The 25950-nt window shown below is 67.2% G+C and carries 30 protein-coding genes; 7 read left to right on the forward strand and 23 right to left on the reverse strand.

Annotation, left to right across the window (positions count from 1 at the left end; genetic code table 11):
* Nucleotides 1–66 precede the first annotated feature (66 nt).
* On the forward strand, nt 67–444 hold the full coding sequence (locus NP4_RS00570) for a nuclear transport factor 2 family protein (protein WP_067990177.1): 378 nt from the start codon (nt 67–69) through the stop codon (nt 442–444).
* A 3-nt stretch (nt 445–447) separates the two neighbouring features.
* On the opposite strand, the gene NP4_RS00575 is transcribed toward NP4_RS00570, so the two are convergent.
* The 10 genes from NP4_RS00575 to NP4_RS00620 form a co-directional block, all read right to left on the reverse strand.
* Nucleotides 448–1581 carry a mandelate racemase/muconate lactonizing enzyme family protein gene (locus NP4_RS00575; RefSeq protein ID WP_067990180.1) on the reverse strand — a complete coding sequence of 378 codons (1134 nt, stop codon included), beginning with the start codon at nt 1579–1581 and terminating at the stop codon, nt 448–450.
* 1 nt (nt 1582) lies between these two features.
* A complete protein-coding gene (locus tag NP4_RS00580; protein ID WP_067990182.1) occupies nt 1583–2953 on the reverse strand; it encodes an aldehyde dehydrogenase family protein in 1371 nt (456 codons plus the stop codon).
* Entirely contained in the window at nt 2950–3534 is a 585-nt protein-coding gene (locus tag NP4_RS00585; RefSeq protein WP_067990186.1) for a thiamine pyrophosphate-dependent enzyme, read from the reverse strand. The genes NP4_RS00580 and NP4_RS00585 overlap by 4 nt, the downstream gene beginning before the upstream one ends.
* Before the next feature lie 2 nt (nt 3535–3536).
* Nucleotides 3537–4079, reverse strand: a complete 543-nt coding sequence (locus NP4_RS00590) for a thiamine pyrophosphate-binding protein (protein ID WP_067990189.1) — start codon at nt 4077–4079, stop codon at nt 3537–3539.
* 76 nt (nt 4080–4155) lie between these two features.
* Nucleotides 4156–4878: a GntR family transcriptional regulator gene (locus NP4_RS00595; RefSeq protein ID WP_067990192.1), complete on the reverse strand. Its 723-nt coding sequence runs from the start codon at nt 4876–4878 to the stop codon at nt 4156–4158.
* A gap of 94 nt (nt 4879–4972) precedes the next feature.
* A complete protein-coding gene (locus NP4_RS00600; RefSeq protein ID WP_067990194.1) occupies nt 4973–6313 on the reverse strand; it encodes an MFS transporter in 1341 nt (446 codons plus the stop codon).
* Nucleotides 6314–6428: 115 nt separating this feature from the next.
* Nucleotides 6429–7433, reverse strand: a complete 1005-nt coding sequence (gene rsgA, locus NP4_RS00605; RefSeq protein WP_067990198.1) for a ribosome small subunit-dependent GTPase A — start codon at nt 7431–7433, stop codon at nt 6429–6431.
* Entirely contained in the window at nt 7430–8731 is a 1302-nt protein-coding gene (gene aroA / locus NP4_RS00610) for a 3-phosphoshikimate 1-carboxyvinyltransferase (RefSeq protein ID WP_067990540.1), read from the reverse strand. Before aroA ends, rsgA begins: the two co-directional genes overlap by 4 nt.
* A 47-nt stretch (nt 8732–8778) precedes the next feature.
* Entirely contained in the window at nt 8779–9432 is a 654-nt protein-coding gene (locus NP4_RS00615; RefSeq protein WP_067990201.1) for a Uma2 family endonuclease, read from the reverse strand.
* Between the two features lie 65 nt (nt 9433–9497).
* On the reverse strand, nt 9498–11006 hold the full coding sequence (locus tag NP4_RS00620; RefSeq protein ID WP_067990203.1) for an aldehyde dehydrogenase family protein: 1509 nt from the start codon (nt 11004–11006) through the stop codon (nt 9498–9500).
* 144 nt (nt 11007–11150) lie between these two features.
* Here NP4_RS00620 and NP4_RS00625 point away from each other — a divergent pair, with 144 nt between their 5' ends.
* Entirely contained in the window at nt 11151–11933 is a 783-nt protein-coding gene (locus tag NP4_RS00625; RefSeq protein WP_067990542.1) for an SOS response-associated peptidase, read from the forward strand.
* A 12-nt stretch (nt 11934–11945) separates the two neighbouring features.
* Here the strand turns inward: NP4_RS00625 and NP4_RS00630 are convergent, their stop codons facing one another.
* The 4 genes from NP4_RS00630 to ybaK form a co-directional block, all read right to left on the reverse strand.
* On the reverse strand, nt 11946–12236 hold the full coding sequence (locus tag NP4_RS00630; RefSeq protein WP_067990208.1) for a hypothetical protein: 291 nt from the start codon (nt 12234–12236) through the stop codon (nt 11946–11948).
* A gap of 161 nt (nt 12237–12397) precedes the next feature.
* A complete protein-coding gene (locus NP4_RS00635) occupies nt 12398–14020 on the reverse strand; it encodes an MDR family MFS transporter (protein ID WP_082875416.1) in 1623 nt (540 codons plus the stop codon).
* Nucleotides 14021–14085: 65 nt separating this feature from the next.
* Nucleotides 14086–14583: a MarR family winged helix-turn-helix transcriptional regulator gene (locus tag NP4_RS00640; RefSeq protein ID WP_062507837.1), complete on the reverse strand. Its 498-nt coding sequence runs from the start codon at nt 14581–14583 to the stop codon at nt 14086–14088.
* A gap of 139 nt (nt 14584–14722) precedes the next feature.
* Nucleotides 14723–15217, reverse strand: coding sequence for a Cys-tRNA(Pro) deacylase (gene ybaK, locus NP4_RS00645; RefSeq protein WP_067990214.1), 495 nt, complete (start codon nt 15215–15217; stop codon nt 14723–14725).
* 233 nt (nt 15218–15450) lie between these two features.
* Here ybaK and NP4_RS00650 point away from each other — a divergent pair, with 233 nt between their 5' ends.
* Together NP4_RS00650 and rsrA are read left to right on the forward strand one after the other, a co-directional pair.
* Complete coding sequence (locus NP4_RS00650; protein WP_373863799.1) at nt 15451–16158, forward strand: sigma-70 family RNA polymerase sigma factor; 708 nt, start codon at nt 15451–15453, stop codon at nt 16156–16158.
* Between the two features lie 17 nt (nt 16159–16175).
* Complete coding sequence (gene rsrA / locus NP4_RS00655; RefSeq protein ID WP_114755471.1) at nt 16176–16445, forward strand: mycothiol system anti-sigma-R factor; 270 nt, start codon at nt 16176–16178, stop codon at nt 16443–16445.
* An 85-nt stretch (nt 16446–16530) separates the two neighbouring features.
* On the opposite strand, the gene NP4_RS43240 is transcribed toward rsrA, so the two are convergent.
* Both NP4_RS43240 and NP4_RS42035 read right to left on the reverse strand, forming a co-directional pair.
* Nucleotides 16531–16605, reverse strand: coding sequence for a 50S ribosomal protein bL37 (locus NP4_RS43240; RefSeq protein WP_115061593.1), 75 nt, complete (start codon nt 16603–16605; stop codon nt 16531–16533).
* A gap of 136 nt (nt 16606–16741) precedes the next feature.
* A complete protein-coding gene (locus tag NP4_RS42035; protein ID WP_067990220.1) occupies nt 16742–17137 on the reverse strand; it encodes a hypothetical protein in 396 nt (131 codons plus the stop codon).
* A 189-nt stretch (nt 17138–17326) separates the two neighbouring features.
* Between NP4_RS42035 and NP4_RS00665 the strand changes: the two genes are divergently transcribed.
* Both NP4_RS00665 and NP4_RS00670 read left to right on the forward strand, forming a co-directional pair.
* A complete protein-coding gene (locus NP4_RS00665; RefSeq protein ID WP_067990223.1) occupies nt 17327–17542 on the forward strand; it encodes a biotin/lipoyl-binding carrier protein in 216 nt (71 codons plus the stop codon).
* A 66-nt stretch (nt 17543–17608) separates the two neighbouring features.
* A complete protein-coding gene (locus NP4_RS00670) occupies nt 17609–19123 on the forward strand; it encodes a sensor histidine kinase (protein WP_067990226.1) in 1515 nt (504 codons plus the stop codon).
* Between the two features lie 101 nt (nt 19124–19224).
* Here NP4_RS00670 and NP4_RS00675 read toward each other — a convergent pair whose 3' ends face one another.
* Together NP4_RS00675 and NP4_RS00680 are read right to left on the reverse strand one after the other, a co-directional pair.
* Complete coding sequence (locus NP4_RS00675; protein ID WP_062507827.1) at nt 19225–19479, reverse strand: WhiB family transcriptional regulator; 255 nt, start codon at nt 19477–19479, stop codon at nt 19225–19227.
* 233 nt (nt 19480–19712) lie between these two features.
* Nucleotides 19713–20693 (reverse strand): diacylglycerol/lipid kinase family protein, encoded by a 981-nt coding sequence (locus NP4_RS00680; protein ID WP_067990229.1) that lies wholly within the window; start codon nt 20691–20693, stop codon nt 19713–19715.
* 60 nt (nt 20694–20753) lie between these two features.
* On the opposite strand from NP4_RS00680, the gene NP4_RS00685 reads away from it, so the two are divergent.
* The gene (locus NP4_RS00685) at nt 20754–21149 is read left to right on the forward strand and encodes a hypothetical protein (RefSeq protein WP_245996872.1); all 396 of its coding nucleotides are present in this window, start codon (nt 20754–20756) and stop codon (nt 21147–21149) included.
* Here the strand turns inward: NP4_RS00685 and NP4_RS00690 are convergent.
* From NP4_RS00690 to NP4_RS00710, 5 genes are all read right to left on the reverse strand, one after another.
* Nucleotides 21131–21757, reverse strand: a complete 627-nt coding sequence (locus NP4_RS00690) for a GNAT family N-acetyltransferase (RefSeq protein ID WP_067990232.1) — start codon at nt 21755–21757, stop codon at nt 21131–21133. The genes NP4_RS00685 and NP4_RS00690 overlap by 19 nt on opposite strands.
* Before the next feature lie 131 nt (nt 21758–21888).
* Entirely contained in the window at nt 21889–22365 is a 477-nt protein-coding gene (locus NP4_RS00695) for a GNAT family N-acetyltransferase (protein WP_067990234.1), read from the reverse strand.
* Nucleotides 22362–22970, reverse strand: coding sequence for an acid phosphatase (locus NP4_RS00700; protein ID WP_067990237.1), 609 nt, complete (start codon nt 22968–22970; stop codon nt 22362–22364). Before NP4_RS00700 ends, NP4_RS00695 begins: the two co-directional genes overlap by 4 nt.
* Before the next feature lie 55 nt (nt 22971–23025).
* Entirely contained in the window at nt 23026–24246 is a 1221-nt protein-coding gene (locus tag NP4_RS00705) for an Rv3212 family protein (protein ID WP_067990240.1), read from the reverse strand.
* Nucleotides 24247–24263: 17 nt separating this feature from the next.
* Nucleotides 24264–25934 carry a DEAD/DEAH box helicase gene (locus tag NP4_RS00710; protein ID WP_211335710.1) on the reverse strand — a complete coding sequence of 557 codons (1671 nt, stop codon included), beginning with the start codon at nt 25932–25934 and terminating at the stop codon, nt 24264–24266.
* Nucleotides 25935–25950 lie beyond the last annotated feature (16 nt).

The raw sequence follows: 25950 nt of genomic DNA on the forward strand, positions 1-25950 counted from the left end.
TGCCGGTTGTTGCCGGATTTTTGCGATGTGGCAATACCGTTCGGTCGGCCCGGGTACCGTTCGGGAATGGAGCGGGCGGCCGTCGAAGCGTGGATGCACGGATACGAGTTGGCTTGGCGGTCACCGGGAACCGCGCGACTGCGCGATCTGTTCGCCGAGGAGATCGGATATCTGCCCTCGCCCTGGGCCCAGCCGGTGCGTGGACTCGCGGCGCTGGCCCGCTTCTGGGAGGACGGCCGATCCGGGCCCAACGAGCCGTTCACGATGACCTTCGACATCGTTGCGGTGGAGGGGGATACGGCCGTCGTACGGGTTGCGGTGGAGTATCCGGCCGATCACCCGAGCCGTTGGCGCGATCTGTGGATCATTCGCTTCGATTCCCGCGGGCACTGCACCTGGTTCGAGGAGTGGCCGTTCGCGCCGAAGCAGGCCGACGGCCACTGAAAATCATTCGGCCAGTTCGTATTTGGTAACGACCTCCGCATCCCATTCGATGCCCAGACCGGGCTTGGCGGGGACGACGACCCGATTGTCGCCGTAGTGCAGGCGGCTGTCGGCGGTCAGCAGCTTCTCGAAGTTGTAGATGCCCTTCTCCGCCGCGAAGTATTCGACCACCAGGGCATTGGAGATCGCGCCACACAGGTGGACGTGCAGATTGTGATGCCAGTGCGGCGCCATGCGCAGGCCGAAGGCGTCCGCGAGGTGAGCGATGCGCAGCCATTCGGTCACTCCGCCGCACACCCCGGCATCGGCCTGCAGCACCGCGGCCGACCCGGCCTCGACGAGTCGCCGGAACTCCCAGCGGGTCTGATGGATCTCGCCGGTCGCCACCGGGGTGCGGATGGCACGCGCCAGCTCCGCGTGACCCGAGATCGCCTCGGGGGACAGCGGTTCCTCGAACCACCACAGCGGGACGTCACCGGCGGCGCGTTCGAAGGTCTCGATGGCCACGCGTGCCTCGGCGACCGAACGGTAGGCGTTGTTGGCGTCCAATGCGAGCCGCCCGTCGCCGATCGCCGCGACCGCGGCGGCCACCCGCTCGGCATCCTGTGCGATCGGCAGCCCGCCCACCTTGATCTTGTGATCGATGAAGCCCTGGGATCTGTTGAATTCGATTTCGCGCATTACCGCATCGGTCCACTCACCCTCGTCGGGCCGGTAGTAGCCGCCGGAGGCGTAGGCGGGCAGGGTGGTGGTCGCGCCGCCGAGCAGCGAAACCAGAGGTACACCGGCCTTTTTCGCGCGCAGATCCCATAGCGCGATATCGATGGCCGACAGCGCCCGCACCACCGCGCCGCGGCGACCCTCGAGCAGCGTCTCCTGGTAGGCCCGATCCCACAGTCCGACGACATCGTCGTGATCGGCCCCCAGATACACCGGCGCCAGCAGATCCTCGACCGCGCATCTGGCCAGCCGTCCGCCGCCGGTGCCGGCGTAGGTGTAGCCGGTGCCGACGACACCGCTGTCATCGGTGATGTCGACCAGGACGTAGTGGCGGAAGTTCAAGTCCCGATTGGACATTCGGGTCGGCCGGTCGACCGGGACGCCGACCGCGCGGGCCTGGATTCGGGTGATCGTCATGTCATGCTCCTGAGCTCGCGGCGGTGCGCACCGCCTGGACATTGGCGAATTCGGCGACGCCGTACGCGCCGAGTTCGCGGCCGTAACCGCTGGCCTTGACGCCGCCGACGGGCAGTCGCGGATCGGATTCGGAAATGCGGTTGACGAAGACCGATCCGGCCGAGACGCGATCGGCGACATGGCCGATCAGATCGGGGTCGTCGCCCCAGATCGAGCAGCTCAATCCGTACGTGGAGGCGTTGGCGGCCGCGATGGCGGCGTCGGGCGAGTCGACCGCCAGCACCGCGCCGAGCGGTCCGAAGGTCTCCTCGATGAACGCGGTGACGGAGGTGGCGGGTACCCGCACCAGCGTGGGCGGGAACCAGGCCCCTGGACGGTCGTCGATATGTCCGCCGGTCAGCACCCGCCCGCCCTCGCCCACGGTCGCGTCGAGTTGCGCGCGCAATTCGTCGCGCAGATCCACCCGGGCCATCGGGCCGAGGTCGGTGTCCGGATCGGCCGGATCGCCGTAGGTCAGCGCGCCGAGCTCGGCCAGTGCGGCGTCGACGAAATCGTCGAAGACGTCGCGCTGCACGATGATTCGCTTCGCCGCGATACAGCTCTGGCCGGTGTTGAGGAATCGTGAGCGCACGGCCGCGGCGGCCGCGGCGGCGATATCGGCGTCGGCCAGGACGAGGAACGGATCCGAACCGCCCAGTTCCAGCACGGACTTCTTGACCGCGCGCCCGGCCCGTTCGGCGACGAGCGCGCCCACCCGATTGCTACCGGTGAAGGCGACCGCGGCCACGGCAGGATCGTCGATCAGCGGACCGATCCGATCGGGCGGCAGCGCGATATCGGTGAGCACGCCCGGACCGAAGGACTCTTCGAACAGCCGCCGGACCGCGTGCGCGCTGCCGGTCACATTGTCGGCGTGTTTGAGCAGTACGGTATTGCCGACCGCGAGGGCGGGCACCATCGAACGGATCACCTGCCAGAACGGATAGTTCCACGGCATGATCGCCAGAATCACGCCCAGCGGGCGCAGGCGGATCAGGCCGGTTTCCGGGGACAGGTCGATGTGTTGCGGCGTGAGCAGTTCCGCCAGATTGTCGGCGTAGTGATCGCAGGTGACGGCGCATTTGTCGATCTCGGCGCGGGCCTGGGCGATGGGTTTACCCATCTCCGCGGTGATCAGGTGCGCCAGATCGTCTCTTTTCCCGCGCAATTGAGCGCCCAGTGTGCGAAAGCATTTGGCGCGCAGGTCGATCGGCTCCAGTCGGCCGTGCGCGATCGCCTCGGCGCGCCGAAGATATTCGCGCAGTGCGATTTCGGAGGTGTAGGGGTAGTTGGCCAGCGGTGTGCCGGTGGCGGGGTCGATGGTGGTGATCATGCGAGCTCCCCGACGCGGGCGGCCAACCAGTCCTGGAAGCGGCGACCGAGGATCACCGGATCTTCCAGCAGCTTCGGCACATTCGGCGCGTTACCCGCCTCGAGGCGCACATGCAGCAGCACCGGACCGTTCGTGGCGAGCGCCTCGGGTAGTTCGGCGGCGAGTTCGGCCGGATCGGCCGCGCGCCGTACGGTCCAGCCCGCGGCCTCGGCCAGTGCGCCCAGATCGATGGCGTCGGCATAGGTCGGCAGATCGGCCGTCGCGCCGTAGACGGCGTTGTCCAGCAGCACCATCACCAACTTGTCCGGACGCAGGAAGCCGCCCGTGGCAAGGACATTCGGATTCATCAGCAGCGAGCCGTCACCCTCGATGGTGACCACGCGAGGGATAGGGGTATCGGCCAGCGCGAGGGCCAGGCCGGTCGCGACCGAACCCGCCAGGCCCATCGAATCGAGCAGATACAGCTGATTCGGCCGATCCGCGACCGCCGCGAGTTCCCGGCTGGAGGCCGCGCAGGTGACCACCACGGGCAACCGCGCGGTGTGCTCGGCGATGACGCGCAGCGCATCGATGCGTCGCATGCTCAGGCCCCCTTTCCGTCGGTGTTCCAGAAGTGCGCGAGGACCACGACCGGTCGAAATGTCATGCGCGCGTGGGCTCCGGCCTCGGTGACGACCGCCTCCCAATCGGCGGCCGGGCTACGGCGGTCCAGTTCGAACACCGGAATTCCGAGCCGGTCCAGCAGTGCGGGCGCGTGCTGGCTGAAGGTGTGGATCATCGAGTTGTACTCGCCGAGTCCGCCGCGGGTATTGGCCACGATCAGCAGCGGCAGGTGGTAAGCCAGATTGAAGGTCGTCAATGCGGTGAGCGCATTGCCGAATCCGTTGTCCTGCATGACGATCGCGCCGAATCGCCCCGCCAGCGGCAGCGCGCCGAGCAGGCCGGCGGCCTCCTCCTCGCGGGACAGCGGGAAAACCGTCGACGACCGCCCGGCCGCGCCCCCGGTCGCCTCGACCAGTGCCGAGACGACCGGGGCAACGCTGACCGAGGGCACATAGCCGATCAGATCCGCACCGGTGGCACGGATGCCGCGGGCCAGTGCGGTCGCATAGGAAGTGGGTGGCATGTCGGAAACATACTACTGCCGCTAAGTAGCATGCAACTGGTTTGTAGAATTCGGCGCCGTTAGCGATCGGCGTGAACTAGAAGTCGATCTGCTCGCCCTCGGGCATCGAAACCGCCACCCAGCGCCGCCATTCGGCGACGAGTCCGCGATTGTCCGCACTGGAATGCGCCACCAGCAGATCGCCGGAGCGCACGAGATGTTTGCGCATGGCCCGCTCGGCCCCGACGCCATCGCGTTTACGCAGCGCGTCGACGATATCCCAGTGGTCGCGCAGCGCGGTCTCGACCGGCTGATACCTGGGCACGCTGTGGCGGCCGTCGAGCGTCAGGGTCTGACGCAGTTCGCGAACCACCTTGGCCAGCCGCCGATTTCCGCTGGCCGCGAGGATCAGATCGTGCAGTCGCTCATCGGCGGCGAAGTATTCGGGGCCGCCGTCGGCCAGCCGTTCCATGATCCGGTACTCGGCCAACATGGCCTCGTCGTCGCGGCTGGTCAGCACGGCCGCGGCGCTGCGGCAGGCGGGCGGCTCGAGCAGTACGCGCAGGCTGCACAGATCGACGATGCCGCGGCCGTCCTGGCCGACGATGCGCGCGCCGCGATTGCGTTCGATGCGGACCAGCCCCAGATCGGCCAGTTTCAGCAGCGCCTCGCGGACGGGAGTGCGCGAGGCGCCGAACATTTCGCCGAGTTCGCGGGAGGAGTACAGCACACCGCGTTCGAGCCGTCCCTGCCGGATCGCGTCGCGGATCTCCTCGGCGATCTGCTCGGACTTGCTGTCGGCTGACACATCCTGTGACACGAGACCTCTTCGTGGAACCCGGCGAGCACGGCGACTCGCCCGCGGCCGGATGCCACGGGCGATTGTCCAGCGTAGCCGCCTGCCGAGCGAACTCCTACGCGCCCACGCCGGGGAGCGGTTCGGGCCGAGCGACCCGCACGCGAGCCCGCAGCGCCAGCGTGGCGAGGACGGCGAAGGCGGCGATCTCGGCGAAGATCATCACCCCCATGGACAGGCCGGTATTGCCGCCGCTGGCATCGCGGATCCAGCCGAAGGCGTACGGACTGACGAAGCCCGCGGCATTGCCGAGCGAATTGATCAGCGCGATCCCGCTGGCGGCCCCGGCCCCGGCGAGATATGCCGTCGGCACGCTCCAGAACAGCGGTTTGGCGGTCTGCGCGGCCATCGTCGCGATGGTGATCGCCGCGAATGCGATTGCGGGCGTGCCGAGTTCGGCCGCGGTCGCCACGAAGGCCACCACCGAGACGCCCAGGGCGATGAGCACCGGACGCGAGGAGCGATCGTCGCGGATCAGCCGCCCGCATACGTACATGCAGATCGCGGCCAGCAGGAACGGCACCGCCGACAGCCAACCGATCTGCAGGCTGCTCAGGCCCTTTCCGGCATCCTTGATCACCGAGGGCATCCAGTAGGTCAGCGGATACGCACCGCACAGCAGCAGGAAATAGGCCGCGCACAGCGCGATCACCCGCCGATTGCGTAGTGCGGCCAGATGCCCCACCGGCGCGGCGGTCGCGCGCTCGGCGTCCTCGGCGGCCAAAGTGGCGCTCAGCCAGGACTTCTCGGCATCGGTGAGCCAGCGGGCGCGATCCGGGGTCTCGGTGAGGAACAGGAAGAACGCGATACCCAGCGCGATCGCGGGCACGCCGCCGACCACGAACACCCAGCGCCAGCCCGCCAAACCCAGTGCGCCGTCGAAGGTGTCGAGGATCCAGCCGTTGAGCGGGCCGCCGATCACGCTGGCCACCGGGATCGCCACCATCACCGTCGAGATCACCCGCGGTCGATCGGCATTGGGATACCAACGCGTGAGGTAGACGATGATGCCCGGAAAGAATCCGGCCTCGGCCACGCCGAGCAGGAAGCGCAGGACGCAGACGGTGGTGAAGTTCGGCGCGAACGCCGTGGCCGCCGCGATCAGCCCCCAGGTCACCAGGATTCGGCTCAGCCATACCCGGGCGCCGACCTTGGTCATCACGATATTGCTCGGCACCTCGGCCAGGATGTAGCCGACGAAAAAGATGCCCGCCGCGAAGCCGTAGGCGGTCGCGCTCATGCCGAATGCCTGGTCCATGCCGAATTTGGCGAAGCCGATATTGATCCGATCGACGTAACTCACCACGTAACCGACGACCAGTAGCGGCACGATTCGTAAGGTCACCTTCCGCAGCGCATTCGTCCGGATCTGCTCGGACGCGGGGACCGCACTGGCCATCTTTCCTCCACGAGCTGTGTCATGCCACAATACTGAGTGACATGCCTTACAAGATGAGTAGCATGCTACTCATGCTGTGACGCGGCCCACAAGGACTTCGGGGAAGGTGTTTCGACTAGCCGCCGGATCCGAGGACCCAGGGGTCATTGGACTTCAGGGCGACCAGCAGGCGGCGGATCGCGGCCACCCGGCGCTCCTTACCGGGCAGCTGGTCCAGCGCGCATTCCGGATCGGCGGGCGGGCCCAGATGGGTGCAGCCGCGCGGGCAGTCCTCGATGGCCTCGGCGAGATCGGCGAAGGCCTGGATGACATCGTCGGGGGTGATGTGGGCCAGACCGAACGAGCGGATGCCCGGGGTGTCGATGACCCAGCCGCCGCCGGGTAGCGCCAGTGCGATCGACTGGGTGGAGGTGTGGCGGCCCTTGCCGACGCCGGAGACCTCGCCCACGGCCCGATCCGCCTCGGGGACAAGGCGATTCACCAGCGTGGACTTGCCGACGCCGGAGTGGCCGAGCAGACAGCTGAGCTTGTCGCGCAGCAGGTCGAGGATGGGATCGAGCGCATCCTCGCGGCCGCCGTGCACGATGGTGAGGTCCAGATCCTGGAATTCCGTGGCGAATCCGGATTCCGGATCCAGATCGTGTTTGGTCAGGCACAGAATCGGTTGCAGTCCACCGGCATACGCGGCGGCCATGGCGCGTTCGACGAAGCCGGTGCGCGGCGGGGGGTCGGCCAGCGCCACCACGATGAACAGCTGTTCGGCATTGGCGACCACCACGCGTTCGAACGGATCGGTGTCATCGGCGGTGCGCCGCAATACCGTTCGCCGCTCCTCGACCCGCACGATCCGGGCGAGGCTATCGGGCGCGCCGGACAGATCGCCGACCACACCCACCTGGTCGCCGACCACGATCGGGGTGCGGCCCAGTTCGCGGGCCCGCATGGCCACGATCGGGCGTTCGGGATCGCCCTCTAGCACACAGCTCCAGCGGCCGCGGTCGACGGCGGTGACCATGGCGCCCACCGCATCCCGATGTTCGGGCCGGGTCTTGGTGCGGGGCCGCGAGCCCCTGCCCGGGCGCACCCGGACATCGGACTCGTCGTAGTCGCGCCGCCTCAGCGCGCCGCTCCTTCACCGAAAAGCATTGCCTCCCAAAGGGAAACGAAATTCGGCAGGGTTTTGGCGGTGGTGCCGATGTCCTCGATCTCCACGCCCGGCACTCGCAGGCCCAGGATCGCGCCCGCGGTGGCCATGCGGTGGTCGGCGTAGGAGTGCCACCGGCCGCCGTGCAGTTCGGTCGGCACGATGTGCAGGCCGTCCTCTGTCTCGGTGACCTTGCCGCCCAACCGATTGATCTCGGTGGACAGCGCCGCCAGGCGGTCGGTCTCGTGGCCGCGCAGATGCGCGATGCCGCGCAGGCGCGACGGGGAATCGGCCAGGGCGGCCAGGGCCGCGACGGTCGGGGTCAGTTCGCCGACATCGTGCAGGTCGATATCGATACCGGCCAGGCGTTCCGGCCCGCGCACGGTCAGCCTGCCGTCGAAGCGCCGGGCCTCGGCGCCCATGCGTACCAGGATCTCCCGGATGACATCGCCCGGCTGGGTGGTCAGCTGCGGCCAGTGCGGTATGACCATCTGGCCACCGGTTACCGCGGCCGCGGCCAGGAACGGCGTGGCATTGGACAGATCGGGTTCGATCTCCCAGTCGACGGCGTGAATCGGGCCGGGCTCGACCGTCCAGACCTGTTCGGCCCGTACGTCCTCGGGCGCGTCGACCCGCACATCGGCCTGGCGCAGCATCTGCACGGTCATCTCGATATGCGGCATCGATGGCAGCTGCCCCCCTTGATGCCGCACGGTCACACCCTGTACGAAGCGGGCCGCCGACAGCAGCAGCCCCGAGACGAACTGCGAGGAGCCGGAGGCATCGATGGTGACCGGCCCGCCGCGCAGCGAACCATTGCCGTGCACGACGAACGGCAGCGAGTTCCCGTCGATCTCGACTCCGAGGCTGCGCAGCGCGTCGAGAATGGTGTTCAGCGGCCGTGACCGCGCCTGCTCATCCCCGAAGAACGCCACATCTCCGTGTGCGAGCGCCGCGGCGGGCGGCAGAAACCGCATGATCGTCCCGGCCAGACCGCAGTCGACGGTCGCGCTGCCGAGGGTCGCGGCGGGAGTGACGGTGAGAGTGTCCGCGTCACCGGTGATTTCGGCACCCATGCTCCGCAGCGCCGCGATCATCAGGTTGGTATCCCGACTGCGCAACGCCCCGGTGAGCGTCGACGGCCGATCCGCGAGCGCCGCCAGGATCAGCGCCCGATTGGTAATGGATTTCGACCCGGGCAGCGTCACGGTCGCATGCACGGGCTGTTCGGTATGGGGCGCGGGCCAGAAACTCACCGGTCCATCTTCGCTCATGACAGCTTCCGGCATCCGGGTGGTCATGAAGTTGTAGCCTGCCCGGCTCAGAATTCGAGGTCGGACCAGGGGATGGTGATGGGGAAGGGGTGGTCGAACTGGACGCCGTCGGCATCGGCTTGGGTCCACTCGCCGACCAGAAGGTAGTTGGCCGGATATAGCGGGTGCACACCCTCGGGAAGATCGCCGGGCTGGGTTTCGAGGCCATAGGCTTTGACGACCTCGATGGCGCTGCTCTCGCGGGCGAGCGCAACTTCCCAGTACCACGGGATCCCGGCACTGGCGTAGCGGGCTTTCTTGGCTTCGACGATGGTTTGGGTGTTGGACGGTGACAGCACCTCGCCGACCAAGGCGACATCCACCGATCGGATGTCCTGATAGGGACCGGACAGACAGCGGTACACCAGGAAATCTGGCGTGACGAAGTCGGATTTGCCGCTCGCACCGAAGAAGACGTTGCTTTCCAGGTCGACACGCCAACAATGCTCGGTTTGGGTCGACATATCCTTACGTGCGCAGGACTCGAACCCGTTCGTCAGCCGGCGCATGAATGTCTGGTGCTCGGCAGGGCCTCGACGTAGCCACACCACCCGCCCCTCCCACAGCTCGATCTGCTCCGCGATCTCTTCGGGAAGTCGCTCCAGTTCCTCCCAGGTCATGTACTCGGGGAGGTCGGGCTGCTCGACGTGTGGGGCGGCCATGGCTCAATGCTAGCCGAAACCCGGTGCGACCAGCCGGTTTACCGGTGGCCGGACCGGACACGAACTTACTTGTGCCGACCGTGGATCAGCGGGACCACCTTGCGGAGGAGGTTCATGGTGCGGTCGGTGCGGGTGTAGCTGAGCAGGGCCATGCCGGGGACGGCGAAGCGCTGGACGGCGATCGAGTGGGGGCTCGTGAATTCCAGGAGGCCGGGGGCGCCGTGGATGCGGCCGATGCCGGAGTCGCCTACGCCGCCGAAGGGCAGGGCCGAGATGGCGGCGAAGCCGAGGACCGAGTTGACCGAGGTGGCGCCCGCGCGCAGGCGGCGGGCGATCTCCAGGCCGCGTTTGCGGGAGAAGACCGTGGAGCCGAGGCCGTATTTATTGCTGTTGGCCAGTTCGACCGCCTCGTCGATACCGGTGACCGTGCGGATGGTGACCGTAGGGCCGAAGGTCTCCTCGCAGACCGCCTCCGAGCTCTCGTCGGCGTCGACCAGGACGACCGGCTCGATGTAGTTGCCCTTGATCGACTCCGGCCCGCCGAGCACCGCGGTGCCGCCCTTCTTCAGGGCGTCCTCGATGTGGCGGCGCACGATATCGATCTGGCTCGGCATGGTCATCGGGCCGTAGGAGGCCTTGCTGTCCGAGCCGGGGTGGATATCGGTGAGGATGCGCTTGACCTCGGCGATGAATTCGCCGCTAATCGACTTGTCGACATAGACCCGCTCGACGCCCGCGCAGGTCTGGCCGCTGTTCATGGTCGCGCCGTAGGCGACCGCGTCGGCGGCGGCCTTGATATCGGCGTCGGCGGCCACGATCACCGCGTCCTTGCCGCCGCATTCGAGCAGGACGGGAGTCAGCGTTTCGGCCGCGGCGGCCATGATCTTCTTGCCGGTGGCGGTGGAGCCGGTGAAGGCGATCTTGTTCACGCCCGCGTTCACCAGGGCCGCGCCGGTCGCGCCGTAGCCGTTGATCGTGGCGAAAACGCCCTCGGGCAGTTCGGGATTCGCCTCGGCGAACAGGGCGGCCAGGAAATTGCCGATCCCCGTGGAGTATTCGCTCGGCTTGAACACCACGGCATTGCCCGCGGCCAGCGCGTAGGCGATCGAACCGTTGGGGGTGTAGACCGGGTAGTTCCACGGGCCGATCACGCCGACCACGCCCAGCGGACGCTGCTCGATATAGGCGGCGAAATTGGACATCAGCGCGCCGGGGGAGACCTTCTTGGGCTTCAGCACCTTCTCGGCATTGTTCGCGGCCCACTTGATGTGTTCGAGGGCCAGCATCAATTCCAGGAAGGCGTCGTCGCGCGGCTTGCCGTTCTCGGCATGGATGAGATCGCAGAATTCCTCGGAGCGGGCGACGATGCGACTGCCCCAGCGCAGCAGATGGCGCTTGCGATCGGCATAGCTCAGCCGACCCCAGACCGCGGCGGCACTGCGAGCGGTGGCGACGGCGGCCGCGACCGCCTGCTCATCGGCGATCGGATGGCTGGCGATGGTTTCACCCGTGGCCGGGTTGACCGAGGTCAGCGTGGTCTCGCGGGTGACGGCGGTGGACTCGGTGGTGGACATTTCTCGGCGACCCCTAGTGAGACGGTTACGGCACGAAGTTCTCACACCATAGATGTGATGTCAATTGCCTTCAGTTGCATTTCCGGCCATCTTTCCGTCGTTTCGGTCAACCACTTGTCGGTACCCGGTGGCAGCATGGGGTTCATGTGCGGCAGATACGCGACCACGGCGAATCCGGCCAGGCTGGCCGCCGAGCTCGATGCCATCGACGAGACCGACTCCGGGGATCGCCCCGACGCCGGTCCCAATTACAACGTGGCGCCGACCAATCAGGTGCTCACGGTCGTCGAGCGCCACGATCGCGACCATCCGGACGACGATCCGCGGCTGCGGGTGCGGCGCATGCGCTGGGGCCTGATCCCCGTGTGGACCAAGGCCGCCGAACCGGGAGTCCCGGTCAAGGGCAAACCGCTGTTCAACGCCCGCGCCGACAAGGCCGCCACCACCGCCTCGTTCCGCGACGCGGTGAAGCGGCGGCGCTGTCTGGTACCGATGGACGGCTGGTACGAATGGCTGGTCGAGGGCCAGACCGATAAGGGCAAGGCGATCAAGCAGCCCTATTTCATGTCCCATGCCGACGGCTCGCGGCTCTATATGGCCGGACTGTGGTCGACCTGGCGCGACAAGGAGACGCCGCAGATGCGGCCGCTGCTGTCGTGCACGATCCTCACCACCGACGCGATCGGCGATCTGACCAAGATTCACGACCGCATGCCGCTGCCGATGCCGCGCGAACACTGGGACGCCTGGCTGGATCCGGACCACCCCGCCCCGCTGGAACTGCTGGAAACGCCTCCGGTGGAATGGATTTCCGATATCGTCGCCCGTCCGGTGTCGCCGCTGGTGAACAGCGTGCGCAACAACGGCCCGGAACTGCTGGCCGATACCTCGCACAGCGAACAGGCCGGTCAGATCAGTCTGATCTGACCGGTCCGGTCGTCACATATCGCAGCGGACCGCCGAGACCGCCACGCTGAGGCCGCATTTCACCACGCTCGCGCCGAGATCGACGAGTTTGGTGGTCAGGCTGCCGCCGAACTTCTCGGCCTTCTCCGCCTGTTTACCGGGTTCCTGTGCGGCCCTACCCGGTCCGGGACCACCCATGGGGTAATTCGAATCCACCGGTGTCACGGTCGCCGGGGCCGCGACCGCGATACCGGATCCCATGGCTAGCAGGGCACCGCCCGACACAGCGACGATCATGGTGCGGAAACGGTGTCGATCGGACATGTCGCATCACATCCTCGGGTCGAACGAATCTGGCCCGATAAGTAAGGCATACGCGCGCGGTCGTTTTGGGTGATTTGCGCGTTTATTGCCCGTGACCCCGGCGTGTCCGGATACGGGAAGACGGCCCCACTTCGCAGTGGAGCCGCCTTCCCCGGCGGATATCAGATCGGCTGGGCCGTGGCCACCTCGCGTTCGTTCGCCTCGGATCCGGCCTGGATGCCGCCCGCGGTGCGCAGCGGCACCTCCTTCCAGAACAGCACCAGGACCAGGGCCAGGGCCGCGATGCCGGTGACCGACAGGAATACCGTCGACATCGAATCGGCGAAGCCAACCTTGAACGGCCGGGCCAGCGTCGGATTCAGCTGCTGGATCACCGAACTGTCGTTGAGCACGCCGCCGGCGGCCGAGACGTCGTGGGCGGCAAGACCCTTCGACAGCGCGGCATCGGCCGGATTGGCGCTGTGCACACCCTCGGCGACGGCCTGCTGGAACGCCGGCTGCGAGGCCGAGGACTGCAGTTGGTTACCGATGTTCGGGGTCAGCTGGGCGAACAGGATGGACAGGAACACCGCCACGCCCAGGGTGCCGCCGATCTGCCGGAAGAAGGTCGCGGCTGCGGTGGACACGCCCATATCCTTGGGCGGCAACGCGTTCTGCAGTGCCAGGGTCAGCGGCTGCATCAGATTACCCAGGCCAAGACCGGTGATCGCCATGAAGATCATCACCAGCCACAGCTGGCTGTCGGCGGTCACGAAGTGCAGCAGGAACAGACCCAGCGTCAGCAGTGCCGCGCCGATCAGCGGGAAGGCCCGATAGCGCCCGGTCCGCGAGATGGTCTGACCGGCCACGATCGAGCCGAACATCATGCCCATCACCATCGGCAGCATCTGCAGACCCGCCACGGTCGGACTCGAACCGCGCACCACCTGCAGGTACTGCGGGATCAGGCTGATGCCACCGAACATGGCCGCACCGACCACGAACGAGATGAGCACGCCCAGGGCGAAGGTCGAATTCCTGAACATCCGCAGCGGGATCAGCGCCGCGTCACCCAGTTTGGCCTCGACCGCGACGAAGCTGAGCACGCCCAGCACGCCGATCACGTAGCAGAGCACCGAATTGATACTGCCCCAACCCCATTCGCGACCCTGCTCGGCCACGACCAGTAGCGGCACGATGCCGACGGCCAGCATGAGCACGCCCCACCAGTCGATACGAACGCCCGGATGCGGCCGCTTCGGCAGGCGCAGCACCTTGGTCACCACGGCCAGCGCGAGCACGCCGACCGGCACGTTCACCAGGAACACCCAGCGCCAACCGGTGATGCCCAGCAGATCTCCCTGACCGGCGAACAGGCCGCCGAGCACCGGGCCGACCACGCTCGAGGTGCCGAACACCGCGAGGAAATAGCCCTGGTAGCGGGCGCGTTCACGCGGGCTGACGATATCGCCCATGATGGTCAGCGCCAGTGACATCAGACCACCCGCGCCCAGGCCCTGCAGCGCGCGGAAGGCGGCCAATTCGTACATCGACTGCGCGAACGAACAGGCCAGCGAGCCGATCACGAAGATCGTGATGGCCGCGAGGTAGAACGGCTTACGGCCGTACATATCGGACAATTTGCCGTAGAGCGGGGTCGCGAGGGTCGCGGTGATCAGATAGGCGGTGGTCACCCAGGCCTGCAGGGAGTAGCCCTGCAGATCGTCGGCGATGGTGCGGATGGCGGTCGACACGATGGTCTGGTCGAGTGCGGCCAGCAGCATGCCGAGCATCAGGCCGCTCATGATCACCAGGATCTGGCGGTGGGTGAAACCGGATGCCTCCGATCTCGGTTCTTCGATGGTTGTCGTCACGAATCTTTCTCCGTCGCAGAGTTTTCGGAAGTCGGGGGAGTCAGGATGGCGGGCCGGGCGGCCTCGTAGTCGTCGACGAATCGGTGCAGCAGTCTCCCCAGCAGTGCGCGTTCGTCGTGGTCCCAGTTCGCCATGACCCGATCCAGGGTCTGATTGCGGCGCCGGCGGATCTCCGCGGCGACCTCCCGGCCGGCATCGGTGACGACCAGAACGCTGGCCCGCCCGTCGGCCGGATCGGCCCGACGTTCGATCAGTCCGCGTTTGACCAGGTGCGCGACCTGGCGGCTGATCGTGGAGGCGTCGGAGTAGAGGGCGTCGGCCAGGGCTCCCGAACGCATCGGGCCGTCGCAGAGCAACCGGAAGATGATTCCGTAGGCCGCGACCTCGATCTCACCGCCGGATATCGCGGCGATCTGCGCCTGGGTGCGTTCGCGAATCTTGCCGAGCCGGATCAGCTGCTGGGCGATCTGGTCGATCACCGCGTCGCTGTCCATGGGTCTGTCGCCTCCTTGTGCGGGTCAACTGCTTGTACGAAGCAATTGGTTGTATCTGACAAGTAGTTGTACGCAGCAAGTATGCCGAGATATTCCCCCGACAGGCAAGTAGTTTTTCTGTGACCTGAATCGTGCCTGGTCAGCCCTGGATCACCGGGGCGGTCACCGCCTTGGTGAGCCGGATCAGATCCGCGGGGGCAAGTTCGATCTCGAGGCCGCGGCGGCCCGCACTGCACAGCATGCGGTCCCAGTTCAGCGCCGAGGCATCGATCACGGTGGGCAGCAGGCGCTTCTGGCCCAGCGGCGAGATACCGCCCAGGACATAGCCGGTGATGCGTTCGGCCTTGGCTCGGTCGGCCATCGCGGCCTTGGGAACGCCGAGCGCGGCCGCGGCGGCCTTGAGCGACAAGGTGTTCGGCACCGGCAGCACGGCGACCGCGAGGCTACCGGTGGACAGCTCGATCACCAGCGTCTTGAAGATCTGCTCGGCCAGCACGCCCAGCTGTTCGGCCAGTGCCGCGACGGCCTCGGCGCCGAAGGAGTCGCTGCGCGGATCGTGGGGGTAGGCGTGCACGCGGTGGTCGGTCTTCGTTTGGGTCAGAACCCGGATCGCCTGGGTCGATGCACCTGCCATGCGGGTCAGATTAGGTGCCCCGGCCGGTCGGGCCCAAAGCATTTACGCCTTGCGTGGGAACACAGCGAAGCCCCGGCATGTTGCATGCCATACGCAGCACAGCCCACCCAGCGAGACCCCGAAGGAGTGTGCCGGTGACCGTTCTGGTCGATGAACGCCCGGTGGCCCCCGTCACCGGATTCCTGCTGCCCACCCCGCTCGCGGTAGATTCGAAAGCTACGGCGATCGAAGGGATGGGCGTGACGAGCGACGACGATTTGGCGGCCGGCATCGACGAGCCCGATGACCCGGCCATCGATGACGATTTCGCGGATGACGAGCCGGGTGCGCGCAGCAATTCGAGTGAGACGGAACTGGCCGAGCGGTTCGAGCGCGACGCGCTCCCGCTGCTGGATCAGCTCTACGGCGCGGCCCTGCGGATGACCCGCAATCCGGCCGATGCCGAGGATCTGGTGCAGGAGACCTTCGCCAAGGCGTTCCAGGGCTTCCGATCCTTCCGCGAGGGCACCAATCTGCGTGCCTGGCTGTACCGGATCCTGACCAACACCTATATCAACTCCTATCGCAAGAAGCAGCGCCAGCCCGCGCAGTATCCGACCGACGAGATCACCGACTGGCAACTGGCCTCTACGGCCGAGCACACCTCGACGGGTCTGCGCTCGGCGGAGATGGAGGCGCTCGAGGCGCTACCCGACGACGACATCAAGGCCGCCCTGCAGTCCCTTCCGGAGGAGTTCCGGATGGCGGTGTACTACGCCGATGTGGAGGGCTTCCCCTACAAGGAGATCGCCGACATCATGGGGACCCCGATCGGTACGGTCATGTCCCGTCTGCACCGCGGCCGCAAGCAGCTCAAGACCCTGCTGGCCGACGTGGCGCACGAACGTGGATTCGATCGGAACCGAGCGGGCGAGGGCACGCGTCAGGAGGTAACCCAGTGAGCGGCGGTGACAAGGACATGGAACTGGACTGCACGGCGGTGCTCGCCGACGTCTGGCTCATGCTCGACGGCGAATGCGACGACGCGACCCGCGAGCGGTTGCGCCATCACATGGACCACTGCTCCCCGTGCATCGAGGCCTACGGCCTGGAGGAGAAGCTCAAGCGTCTGCTGCACACCAAATGCGGCGGCGACCGCGCGCCGGAGGGATTGCGGGAGCGGCTCACGCTGGAGATCCGTAAATCGGTGACGATCACCGAGACGACGATCGAAACCAAAGAGGTCTAGTCCGAGAAACAAGCAGAGCGGCACGCCATCGAATTGGCGTGCCGCTCAGTGCTTTTACGAGGCGCCGCGGATGGGCGCCGACCACTCAAGCGTTGGGACGCTTGCCGTGGTTGGCCCCGTTCTTACGGCGGCTGCGCTTCTTACGACCACGCTTACCCATAGGTATCTCCCTTTTCTAGCCCCGGATCCGGGGTGCGAACTCGCCGCGGCGGGCTTGTTCCCGGCATGACAGGTTACAGCCACCCGCTGCGCGCCCGGCAATCGGATGGCGGACCGGTGACCGATCGGCGTCGGGCCTAGCGCTGCGGCGGACCGTACTGCGCGGGCGGGTACTGCTGCTGACCGTAGGGCGGGGCCTGCGGCGGGTATTGCTGTGGCGGATAGGGCTGCTGGCCGTAGTAGGGCGCGGGCTGCGGCGGGTACTGCTGAGGTGCGTACTGCTGCTGCGGATACGGCTGTGGGGGATAGGGCTGCTGGGGATATCCGTGCGGATACTGCTGCGGCGGAGTCTGCGGCGCGGCGGCGTCGCCGTCCTCCTTACTCGTGGATCGCAGCGCCATCACCACCGCCACGATCACGATGAGCACGCAGATCGAACCCACGATCCACTTGGTGACGTCGCTGTCGCCACCGTGGATGCGCAGGCCGCGGGCCTGATGAGACTCCGCGGCCAGCAGCTGGACATGTGACATGAGGGTGTGTTGAGGCAAGGAACTTCCCGGAAAGACGTATCGGACCCGAATCGGGCTGGACAGTACGGTATTTCCGGCGTCGGCGAGAGCCGTCGATAACGGGGGCATTCGCGGGTTCTGGGGCGGTGTGCTTGGCTGTACCGTCTACGGATGCGGGGCAGCACACTGCCGATTCCACGAGAGGGTGTCATGGCTGAGGAAGTTCACGCCGAGATGGTGTCGACCGTCGCCGAGATCGTCGCGCGGGAAGGCGCGCCCATCAAGGAGGGTGACACCCTCGTGATGCTGGAGTCGATGAAGATGGAGATCCCGGTCGTCGCCGAGCTGAGCGGAACGGTCACCTCGATCAACGTCAAGCCCGGCGACGTGCTGAAGAAGGGCGATCTGATCGCCGTCATCTCCTGACATCCGCCCACCGGTGCACCCGAGGCGTAGGGGAGGATATTCACATCGGGTGAAGGAGCGTGGTTGATGTCGACTTTGAGCGATCTGCTGGCGGAGCACACCGATCTACCGGGCGCCGCCGTGGATCATCTGCAGCGGATGGTCGGTGATTGGCAGCTGCTGTCGGATCTGTCGTTCGCGGATCTGCTGCTGTGGGTGGGTGCGGGCCCGGTCTCGGAGGGGGCCGACGTCGTCTGCGTCGCCCAGTCCCGGCCGACCACCGCCGCGACCGTGCATCCGCGGGATCTGGTCGGCTCGCTGGCCTCCAAGGAGGATCACGCGCAGGTCTTCGAGGCGCTGCTGACCGGTGAGATCGTGCGGATCGACTCCGATGTCGAATCCACCGGCGTCTATCACCCCACACCCATGCACGCGATCCGGGAGGCGATTCCGGTGCGGGTGGGTTCGGATGTGATCGCCGTACTCGGACGCGATACCGAGGTGCAGCGGACCAAGGTGCGCGGCGGTCTGGAACAGGCGTACATGTCGTGCGCGGACGATCTGTGCCAGATGATCTCCGAGGGCACCTTCCCGACGCTCGAGGATCGCACCGGCTCGCATTCCAGCCCGCGCGCCGGGGACGGCTTCATCCGCCTCGACACCGAGGGCGCGGTCGTCTACGCCAGCCCCAATGCGCTGTCGGCCTATCACCGCATGGGCCTGCAGAGCGATCTGGCGGGCCAGGATCTGGGCCAGACCACCCGTTCGCTGATCACCGATCCGTTCGACGCCCAGGAGGTCGTCAGCGATATTCAGGCCGCGCTGGCCGGAAAGTCGGGGCGGCGCATGGAGGTCGAGGCCCGCGGGGCGACCGTGCTGCTGCGGACCATCGTGCTGCGCCCGCACGGCGAACTGGCCGGGGCCGCGGTGCTGGTCCGCGACGTCACCGAGGTGAAGCGGCGCGACCGCGCGCTGCTGTCCAAGGACGCGACCATCCGCGAGATCCACCACCGGGTGAAGAACAACCTCCAGACCGTCGCCGCGCTGCTGCGCCTGCAGGCCCGCCGCACCGAGAACGAGGAGGCGCGCCTGGCCCTGACCGAATCGGTCCGCCGGGTCACCTCGATCGCGTCGGTACACGAAATGCTGTCGATGTCGGTGGACGAAGAGGTCGATCTCGACGAGGTCGTCGATCGGCTGCTGCCGATCATGGCCGATGTCGCGACCGTGCACACCGCGCGCATCAAGGTGCGCCGCGCGGGTTCACTGGGAGTGTTCTCCGCCGAGCGTGCGACGCCACTGGTGATGGTGCTCACCGAATTGGTGCAGAACGCCATCGAGCATGCCTTCGATGCCGGTGAAAACGGCACCGTGACAATTCGTTCCGAACGTTCGGCACGCTGGTTGGACGTGATCATCAGCGATGACGGGCGCGGTTTGCCCGATGGTTTCAGTTTGGAAGGTTCCGATCGTTTGGGACTGCAGATCGTAAGAACGCTCGTCACAGCCGAATTGGGCGGTTCGATCGGATTGCACCCCGGCGCGGATGTCGGAACCGATGCGGTCTTACGAGTTCCGTTGGGCCGTCGATCTTCTCGCTGAGTGCGAAAACAATGAAGCCCGGCACCTCGCGGGTGCCGGGCTGAAAATGCGTTATGGCCGGGCTGTGCGGTTATCGCGTGGCCGTAACGCGCAGCGTCGTACTAGACGACACTGCGGGTGCGGGTGCGCGCGTTGCGACGCTTCAGCGCCCGACGCTCGTCTTCGCTCATACCACCCCAAACGCCGGCGTCCTGTCCCGACTTCAGGGCCCAGGACAGGCACTCGGCGGTTACGGGGCAGCGGGCGCAGACCAGCTTGGCATCGGCAATCTGCGCGAGCGCAGGACCGCTGTTACCCACCGGGAAGAACAGCTCGGGGTCCTCGTCGCGACAGATGGCCTTGTGGCGCCAGTCCATTCCTCTGCTCCTTTGCATGGGCGCGCTGCGGCGCCTCGGGTTAGTTGTCCGTTCACTTGTGCGACTCGAATGTTTCCGCACGGTTGCTTGTGAATGCTTTCACGAACACCGTAGATGTCAATAGGTTTGTGGTGCACCGTGGGGAAGCTCACGCTGTAAGGCCCCTACATGGGGACCTGCGGAGTCCTTTGTACTCGCTCGCGCCGGTTTTCGCAGCACAACTGCGATGTTTCTCAGTTGTGTCGGCCCGGATCCGATCGCGGCGCGACCACCTCGAGCACCTCCGGCACCGCCGTGAATTCCACCACGCTGCGGCGGCCGATGAAGTCGCCGTCAATTTGCAGCCCGATCGGTTGGTCGGCGGTGATCCGAACCGATGGCACATCATCGGTTCGAAACAAACTGCGTGCCTTGGGGTTTCCATCCGCGGACAGCAGTTGGCGAGCGACCCACAGTGTGGGCAGTACCCCCATCGTCCGCATGGCAAACACTCCGAGTCCGCTTTCGAATCGGGTGCCGGGGTTGGTTCGCACCGGTCGCGAGTCGAGATAAGTCCAGGGACTGGTGTTGGTCACGAACGCGTAATGCACGTCCGTGACCGGTTCGTGATCCGGAATGTCCAGGGTCAGTGTCGGTTCGCGGCGTTTGGATCGGAAGAACTGTCGGACGGTCGTGCGCAGATATCGGGCCGGGGTGGCCGGATGGCCGTTGGCGCGACTGTGATCGATGGCCTCGCACACATCGGCGTCCAGGCCCACGCCCGCGCTGAAGGTGAACCAGCGATCCTCGGCCAGACCCAGGCCGATGCGCCGTTGGATGATCGGCGCGGACGAGGCGGTGTCCAGCGACATCAGATCGATCAGCTGATTGGTGGCCGCCACGGGATCGGGTTTGATGCCCAGCGACCGGGCGAACACATTGGCCGAGCCGCCGGGGATGACGCCGAGCCGGGGAATCCACGCCTGTTCGTCGGCGACCTGCGGCAGCGGCAGGAATCCGTTGATCGTCTCGTTGACCGTGCCGTCGCCGCCGTGCACGACGATCAGATCCATCTCGTTGGTCGCGGCCCACTGCGCCAACTCCGCGGCGTGCCCGCGATGCTGGGTGTGCGCGACGATCAGCTGGGTGCGGCTCTCCAGGGCATGGGCGAGCAGATCGCGGGTGGCCGGTGTGGTCGAGGTGGCGTTCGGGTTCACGATCAACAGGGTCCGCACGTGAGCAGCGTACTGGCCCGGGCATGCGACGAATTCGGACGCGGGTCTTAGGCTGGCCGGGTGGCGAACCAGGACATCCCCGTGACGGTGCGCGGCGCCGGCGCGGTCGCGGCGCTCGAGGGACTGACCGGCGTGATCATCGCGATCGTGCTGGTGGCCAAGGGCACTCAGGGGAACGAGAGCGCGGCCCAGGCCTACGGCACTGCGGGTTATTTCGCGATTCTGGCGGGCGCGGTGCTGGCCGCGGGCGTCGCGCTGTATTTCGGCAAGCGCTGGGGGCGGGCCATCGTGGTGCTCGCGCAGATCCTGCTGCTGCCGGTCGCGTGGTACATGTTCAGTTCGCACCGGCCCGAACTGGCCGTTCCGGTGGGTTTGGCCGCCGTGGTCACCCTCGTGCTGATCTTCTCCCCGGCCTCGAATCGCTGGATGGCCGGACTCTACGGCTCGGTCGACTGAGCGCGCGGCGCGCGCCACATCGACCACATGGGCGGCCCGCCCTCGGTGACGTCGAGCTGTTCGACGACCTCGAAACCGAAGCGTTCGTAGTACGGGACGTTGTCGGGCTTACTCGATTCCAGATAGGCCGGTGATCCGGTCTCGTCGCAGTGGCGCAGCCGCTCGGTGAGCAGGACATGGCCGAAACCCTTGCCGCGGACCGCGGGCCGGGTGCCCAGGAACATCAGATACCAGTGCGGTTCGGCCGGATGATGGGTCGCCATGCGCTCGGCCATCCGGCGCGAGGCGTTGACCCGGGTACGGAACGCGCGAATGAAACTCGGCACCATGCGCATGCCGTCGCGATCGTCGAAGTTCCAGTGCCCGGGCGTCGTCCACATGGCCGCGCCGCCGATCGCCCCGGATTCGTCGACCGCCACCTCGATGCGGCCGTGTTCGAGGAAGTGGTGGCGGGCCATGGTCGCGAAGACGAGACGGGACCGCTTCCGCACCGCGGCCGAGTCGCCGATGAGCCAGCCCATGATCGGATCGTCGGCGAAGGCGAGCGCGAGTGCCCGCGACATTTCCGGAACGTCGGACGCGTTGGCAACCCGGACTGTGGGACCCATGCGCCAACGATACGGCCGCGGGCCGTCGCGGCTGTCGCCCCGAAAACCACCGTCACCCGCGCAATGGCCCCTCAGTGAGCCGTGGGCGAGTTTTTGGACGGTTGTCCACTTCGGATATGCGCGCGGACCTCTCAGGCCGTCCCGAGGCGCTTCAGCGCCTCACCGGAGAGTCGGTAACCGGTCCATTCGCTCTGCGCCTCCGCGCCCAGCGACTTGTAGAAGTCGATCGAGGGGGTGTTCCAATCCAGCACCGACCAGTCGACGCGCTGATATCCCCGGGCCACGGCCTCGCGGGCGAGTTCGGCGAGCAGGGCCCTGCCCAGTCCGAGGCCGCGCGCCTCGGGCTTGACGTAGAGGTCCTCCAGATAGATGCCGTGCGTACCGGTCCAGGTCGAATAATTCAGGAACCAGATCGCGCCCCCGAGCACCTCACCGTCCGGATCACGCTGTGCCACATGGGCGAATAGGGCCGGATTCGGGCCGAACAGCGCCGCGTGCAACTGCTCGGCGGTCAACGCGCATTCGTGCCGTGCCTTCTCGTATTCGGCGAGGTCGTAGACGAGCTCCACCAGGGCGGGCACGTCGGCGGGGGTGGCGCGGCGAATCATGGGGCGGCTCCGTCGAGTTCGGGGACGAGATTGTGGGCGAGCACCGTGCGCGCCTGATGATCGTGGCCGAGCACGCTGATCGCGCCGGTGGACAGGAAGAATCGGCGACCCTCGCGGACGTCGAATTCGGCCCAGCGGGCGATCAGCGCGCGCGAGAAGTGGCCGTGGCCGACGAGGACGACATCGCGTTCGTCGAGGGCGGGCAGCACCGCGGCCAGCACTCGATCGGCGCGGTCCTGCACCTGGGCGGCCGTCTCACCGCCCGGGGCCGGGTGGGTGAAGATCGTCCAGTCCGGCACGCTCTGCTGGATCTGCGGGGTGGTCAGGCCCTCGTAGTCGCCGTAATCCCATTCGACCAGATCGTCGTCGAGGCGGGGACCGGTCAGCCCGGCCAGCTGCGCGGACTGCACGGCGCGCTGTTTGGGGCTGGTCAGCACCAGCGGATCGCGCAGCCGCAGCGTGGCGAGCACCCCCGCGGCGGCCTCGGCCTGCGCCCGTCCGAGCGGGGTGAGCGGCACATCGGTGCGACCGGTGTGCTTGCGCGCCTTGGACCACTCGGTCTCACCGTGCCGGAGCAGGACCAGCCGGAATTCCGTTTCGCCCATGTGCTGATCATGCCCGACGGGTATTCGGTCGTGAGCAACCGGGCGTTCGGTTCGGCTACTGGCCGAGGCCGTACAGCTGTCCGCCGCGCAGTTCCAGCACGGTCGGGCCGACGACCGCCAGGGAGATCGGCTCGCGGTGATAGTCGGTGCGCTGCACCGGGATTCGGTTGATCTGCGCGCCGGTCATGGGATCGAGTACGCCCAGTCCCGCGGCCGTCGGCATGAGCAGTTGGCTCGCCATCATGGTGGGACTGCCCAGTGCGTCGGGGGCGGTCCAGACCGGATCCAGCGTGCTCGCGTTCAGGGCGATCAGGGAGTTGCCGCTGAAGACGAAGAAATTCGAGCCGAGCCGGGTGGTGGCGGTCGTATCGGCCAGCGGCGCGGTGAGCCGATGCACCGCGACGCTGTTGGCGGCCTGATCGAAGACTGCCAACTCCGGTGCGGCGGTGTCGGTTCCGGGTAGATAGAGCGCGATTCGATTGTCCGCCACCGCGATCACGCGCGCCTTGTCCGAGACCGCGCCCGGATCGGTGAGCACATGTGAGCCGTACTCCTCGGGCACGGTGTTGTCCTTGGGCGCGGGATTGAGCACGCTGAGGCGGACGGCGGCGTCGTCGGGGCAGCGCTCGAGCACCGCCAGCCGCGAGGTGTTGGACGCGGCCGAGAGCAGTTTGCAGCCCTTGCGCGGCTGGGTCCGGACATTGACCGGCGCGTCGACGTAACCGTATTCGAGCGTGCGCACCAGATCCGGACGCCACATCTCCATCCGGTCCGGGCCGAGCGCGAGGACGTAGTTGCCATCCGCGGAAAGCCGGATCTCGCGGTCCATATAGCTGCTGCGCGCACTGCGGCGCAGGCCGGAATCGGCGGTCAGCAGGGTGGTCTGACTGCAGCCGCGGTCGTCGCGATAGGTCGCGACGACCGTGCCGAGCTGACTTTCCACCCCGCACAGCGCGATATCGCGCTGGTACTTCCACACCTGCGCGCCGGTCATCGGATCGCGGCCGGTGACCGTGCCGCCGTCGCCGGTGACGGCGAGTCCGCCGCCGATCAGCGCCCGCCCCGCCGTCGCGTCGGCGGCGTGCCACAGCTCGTGCAGCGAGGTGGGCAGGTGATCCACGGGGGTCACCGGCGGGGCCGGATGCGTGGCGGGTTCGGAGACCGTTCCCCGCGCATCACTGGTCGCCCACACGATGATCAGCGCGATCACCACCACGACGGCGATCGCGGCTGCGGCGTACAGGTCGGCGCGCGTCCGCCGTTCGGGTGCGAGCACGTCAGCGAGCGTAGTGCTTAGACCGAGGCGACGGCCACCGGCGTCTCGGCGTCCTCGTTCGCGGCGGGCTTGCGACGGCGACGACGGCGGCGGGCGGGCTTGTCCGCACCCGACTCGTCCTCGGCCTCGGCGACCGGCTCGGTGGGCGATTCGACTTCGCCTGCGCCACCGTCGGTGTCACCCTCGGCCCCGGTGCGGCGACGGCGGCGACGGCGACGCGCGGGCTTGTCGGCGGTCGAATCCGATTCCGGCGCATCGACTTCGGCGCTGTCATCGGCCGAAGCCGTTGCGGCCGAATCATTGTCGTTCTCGCCATCCGCGCGCTCGACGACCTGACCCCGCACGGTGCGGCGGCGGGTGCGCTGCCGCGGAGCGCGCTTCTCACGCTCCACCACGACCGCGTCCTCGTCCCGTTCGACGGGCTTGCGGCGCAGCGTGCCGGTGGCGTCCTCGGGGATGCCCAGGTCGGCGAACAGGTGCGGCGAGCGCGAATACGTCTCCACCGGCTCCGGAATGCCAAGGCCCAGTGCGGAATTGATGGACGCCCAGCGGTTCAGCTCATCCCAGTCGACCAGGGTGACCGCGACGCCGGTGCGTCCGGCGCGGCCCGTGCGGCCGATGCGGTGCACGTAGGTCTTCTCGTCCTCGGGGGTCTGATAGTTGATGACGTGGGTGACGTCGTCGATATCGATGCCGCGCGCGGCGACATCGGTGGCGACGAGCACGTCGATCTTGCCCTTGCGGAATTTGTCCAGGGCCTTCTCGCGCGCGATCTGACCCAGATCGCCGTGCACGGCCCCGACCGCGAAACCGCGCTCGGCCAGTTCGTCGGCGACCTTCTGCGCGGTGCGCTTGGTGCGGGTGAAGATCATGGTGGCGCCGCGGCCCTCGGCCTGCAGAATGCGCGCGATGACCTCGTGCTTGTCCAGTGCGTGCGCTCGGTACACGAACTGCGCGGTGCGATCGTGCACCGCCGAATCGTGCGGCTCCTCGGCGCGGATGTGGGTCGGCTTGTGCAGGAAGGTGCGTGCCAGGGTGATGATCGGGCCGGGCATGGTCGCGGAGAACAGCATCGTCTGGCGCTGATCCGGAACCATGGTCAGGATGCGCTCGATATCGGGGAGGAAGCCCAGATCGAGCATCTCGTCGGCCTCGTCCAAGACCAGCACGCCGACCTTGCCGAGGATCAGATGCTGCTGCTCGGCCAGATCCAGCAGGCGGCCGGGCGTGCCGACGACCACGTCGACGCCGGAGCGCAACGCGGAGATCTGCGCCTCGTAGGGGCGGCCGCCGTAGATCGAGGCGACCCGCAGCGGGCCCTGATGGTTGGTCAGATATTTACCGGCGTTCTCCAGATCCTTCGTGACCTGGATGCACAATTCGCGGGTCGGCACGATGACGAGCGCGCGCGGGGTGCCGTCCAGCGGCGTGGTGCCCGAATCGGTGGTGGCGATGCGGTGCAGCAGCGGCACGCCGAAACCGAAGGTCTTACCCATTCCCGTGCGGGCCTGGCCGATCAGATCCTCACCGGCGAGCGCCAGCGGGAGCGTCAGTTCTTGAATCGCGAACGTGCGTTCGATTCCGATCTCGCCGAGGGCGCGCACGATTTCCGGGCGCACTCCCAATTCGGCGAATGTGGGTGCGGTATGGCCGGGGTCGAGTTCGGCGGTCAACAGGGTGTCGGTCAACCCCGGTTCCTGTTCG

Source organism: Nocardia pseudobrasiliensis NBRC 108224 (genome assembly GCF_001613105.1).
In the GTDB taxonomy this organism is placed as follows: Bacteria; Actinomycetota; Actinomycetes; order Mycobacteriales; family Mycobacteriaceae; genus Nocardia; species Nocardia pseudobrasiliensis.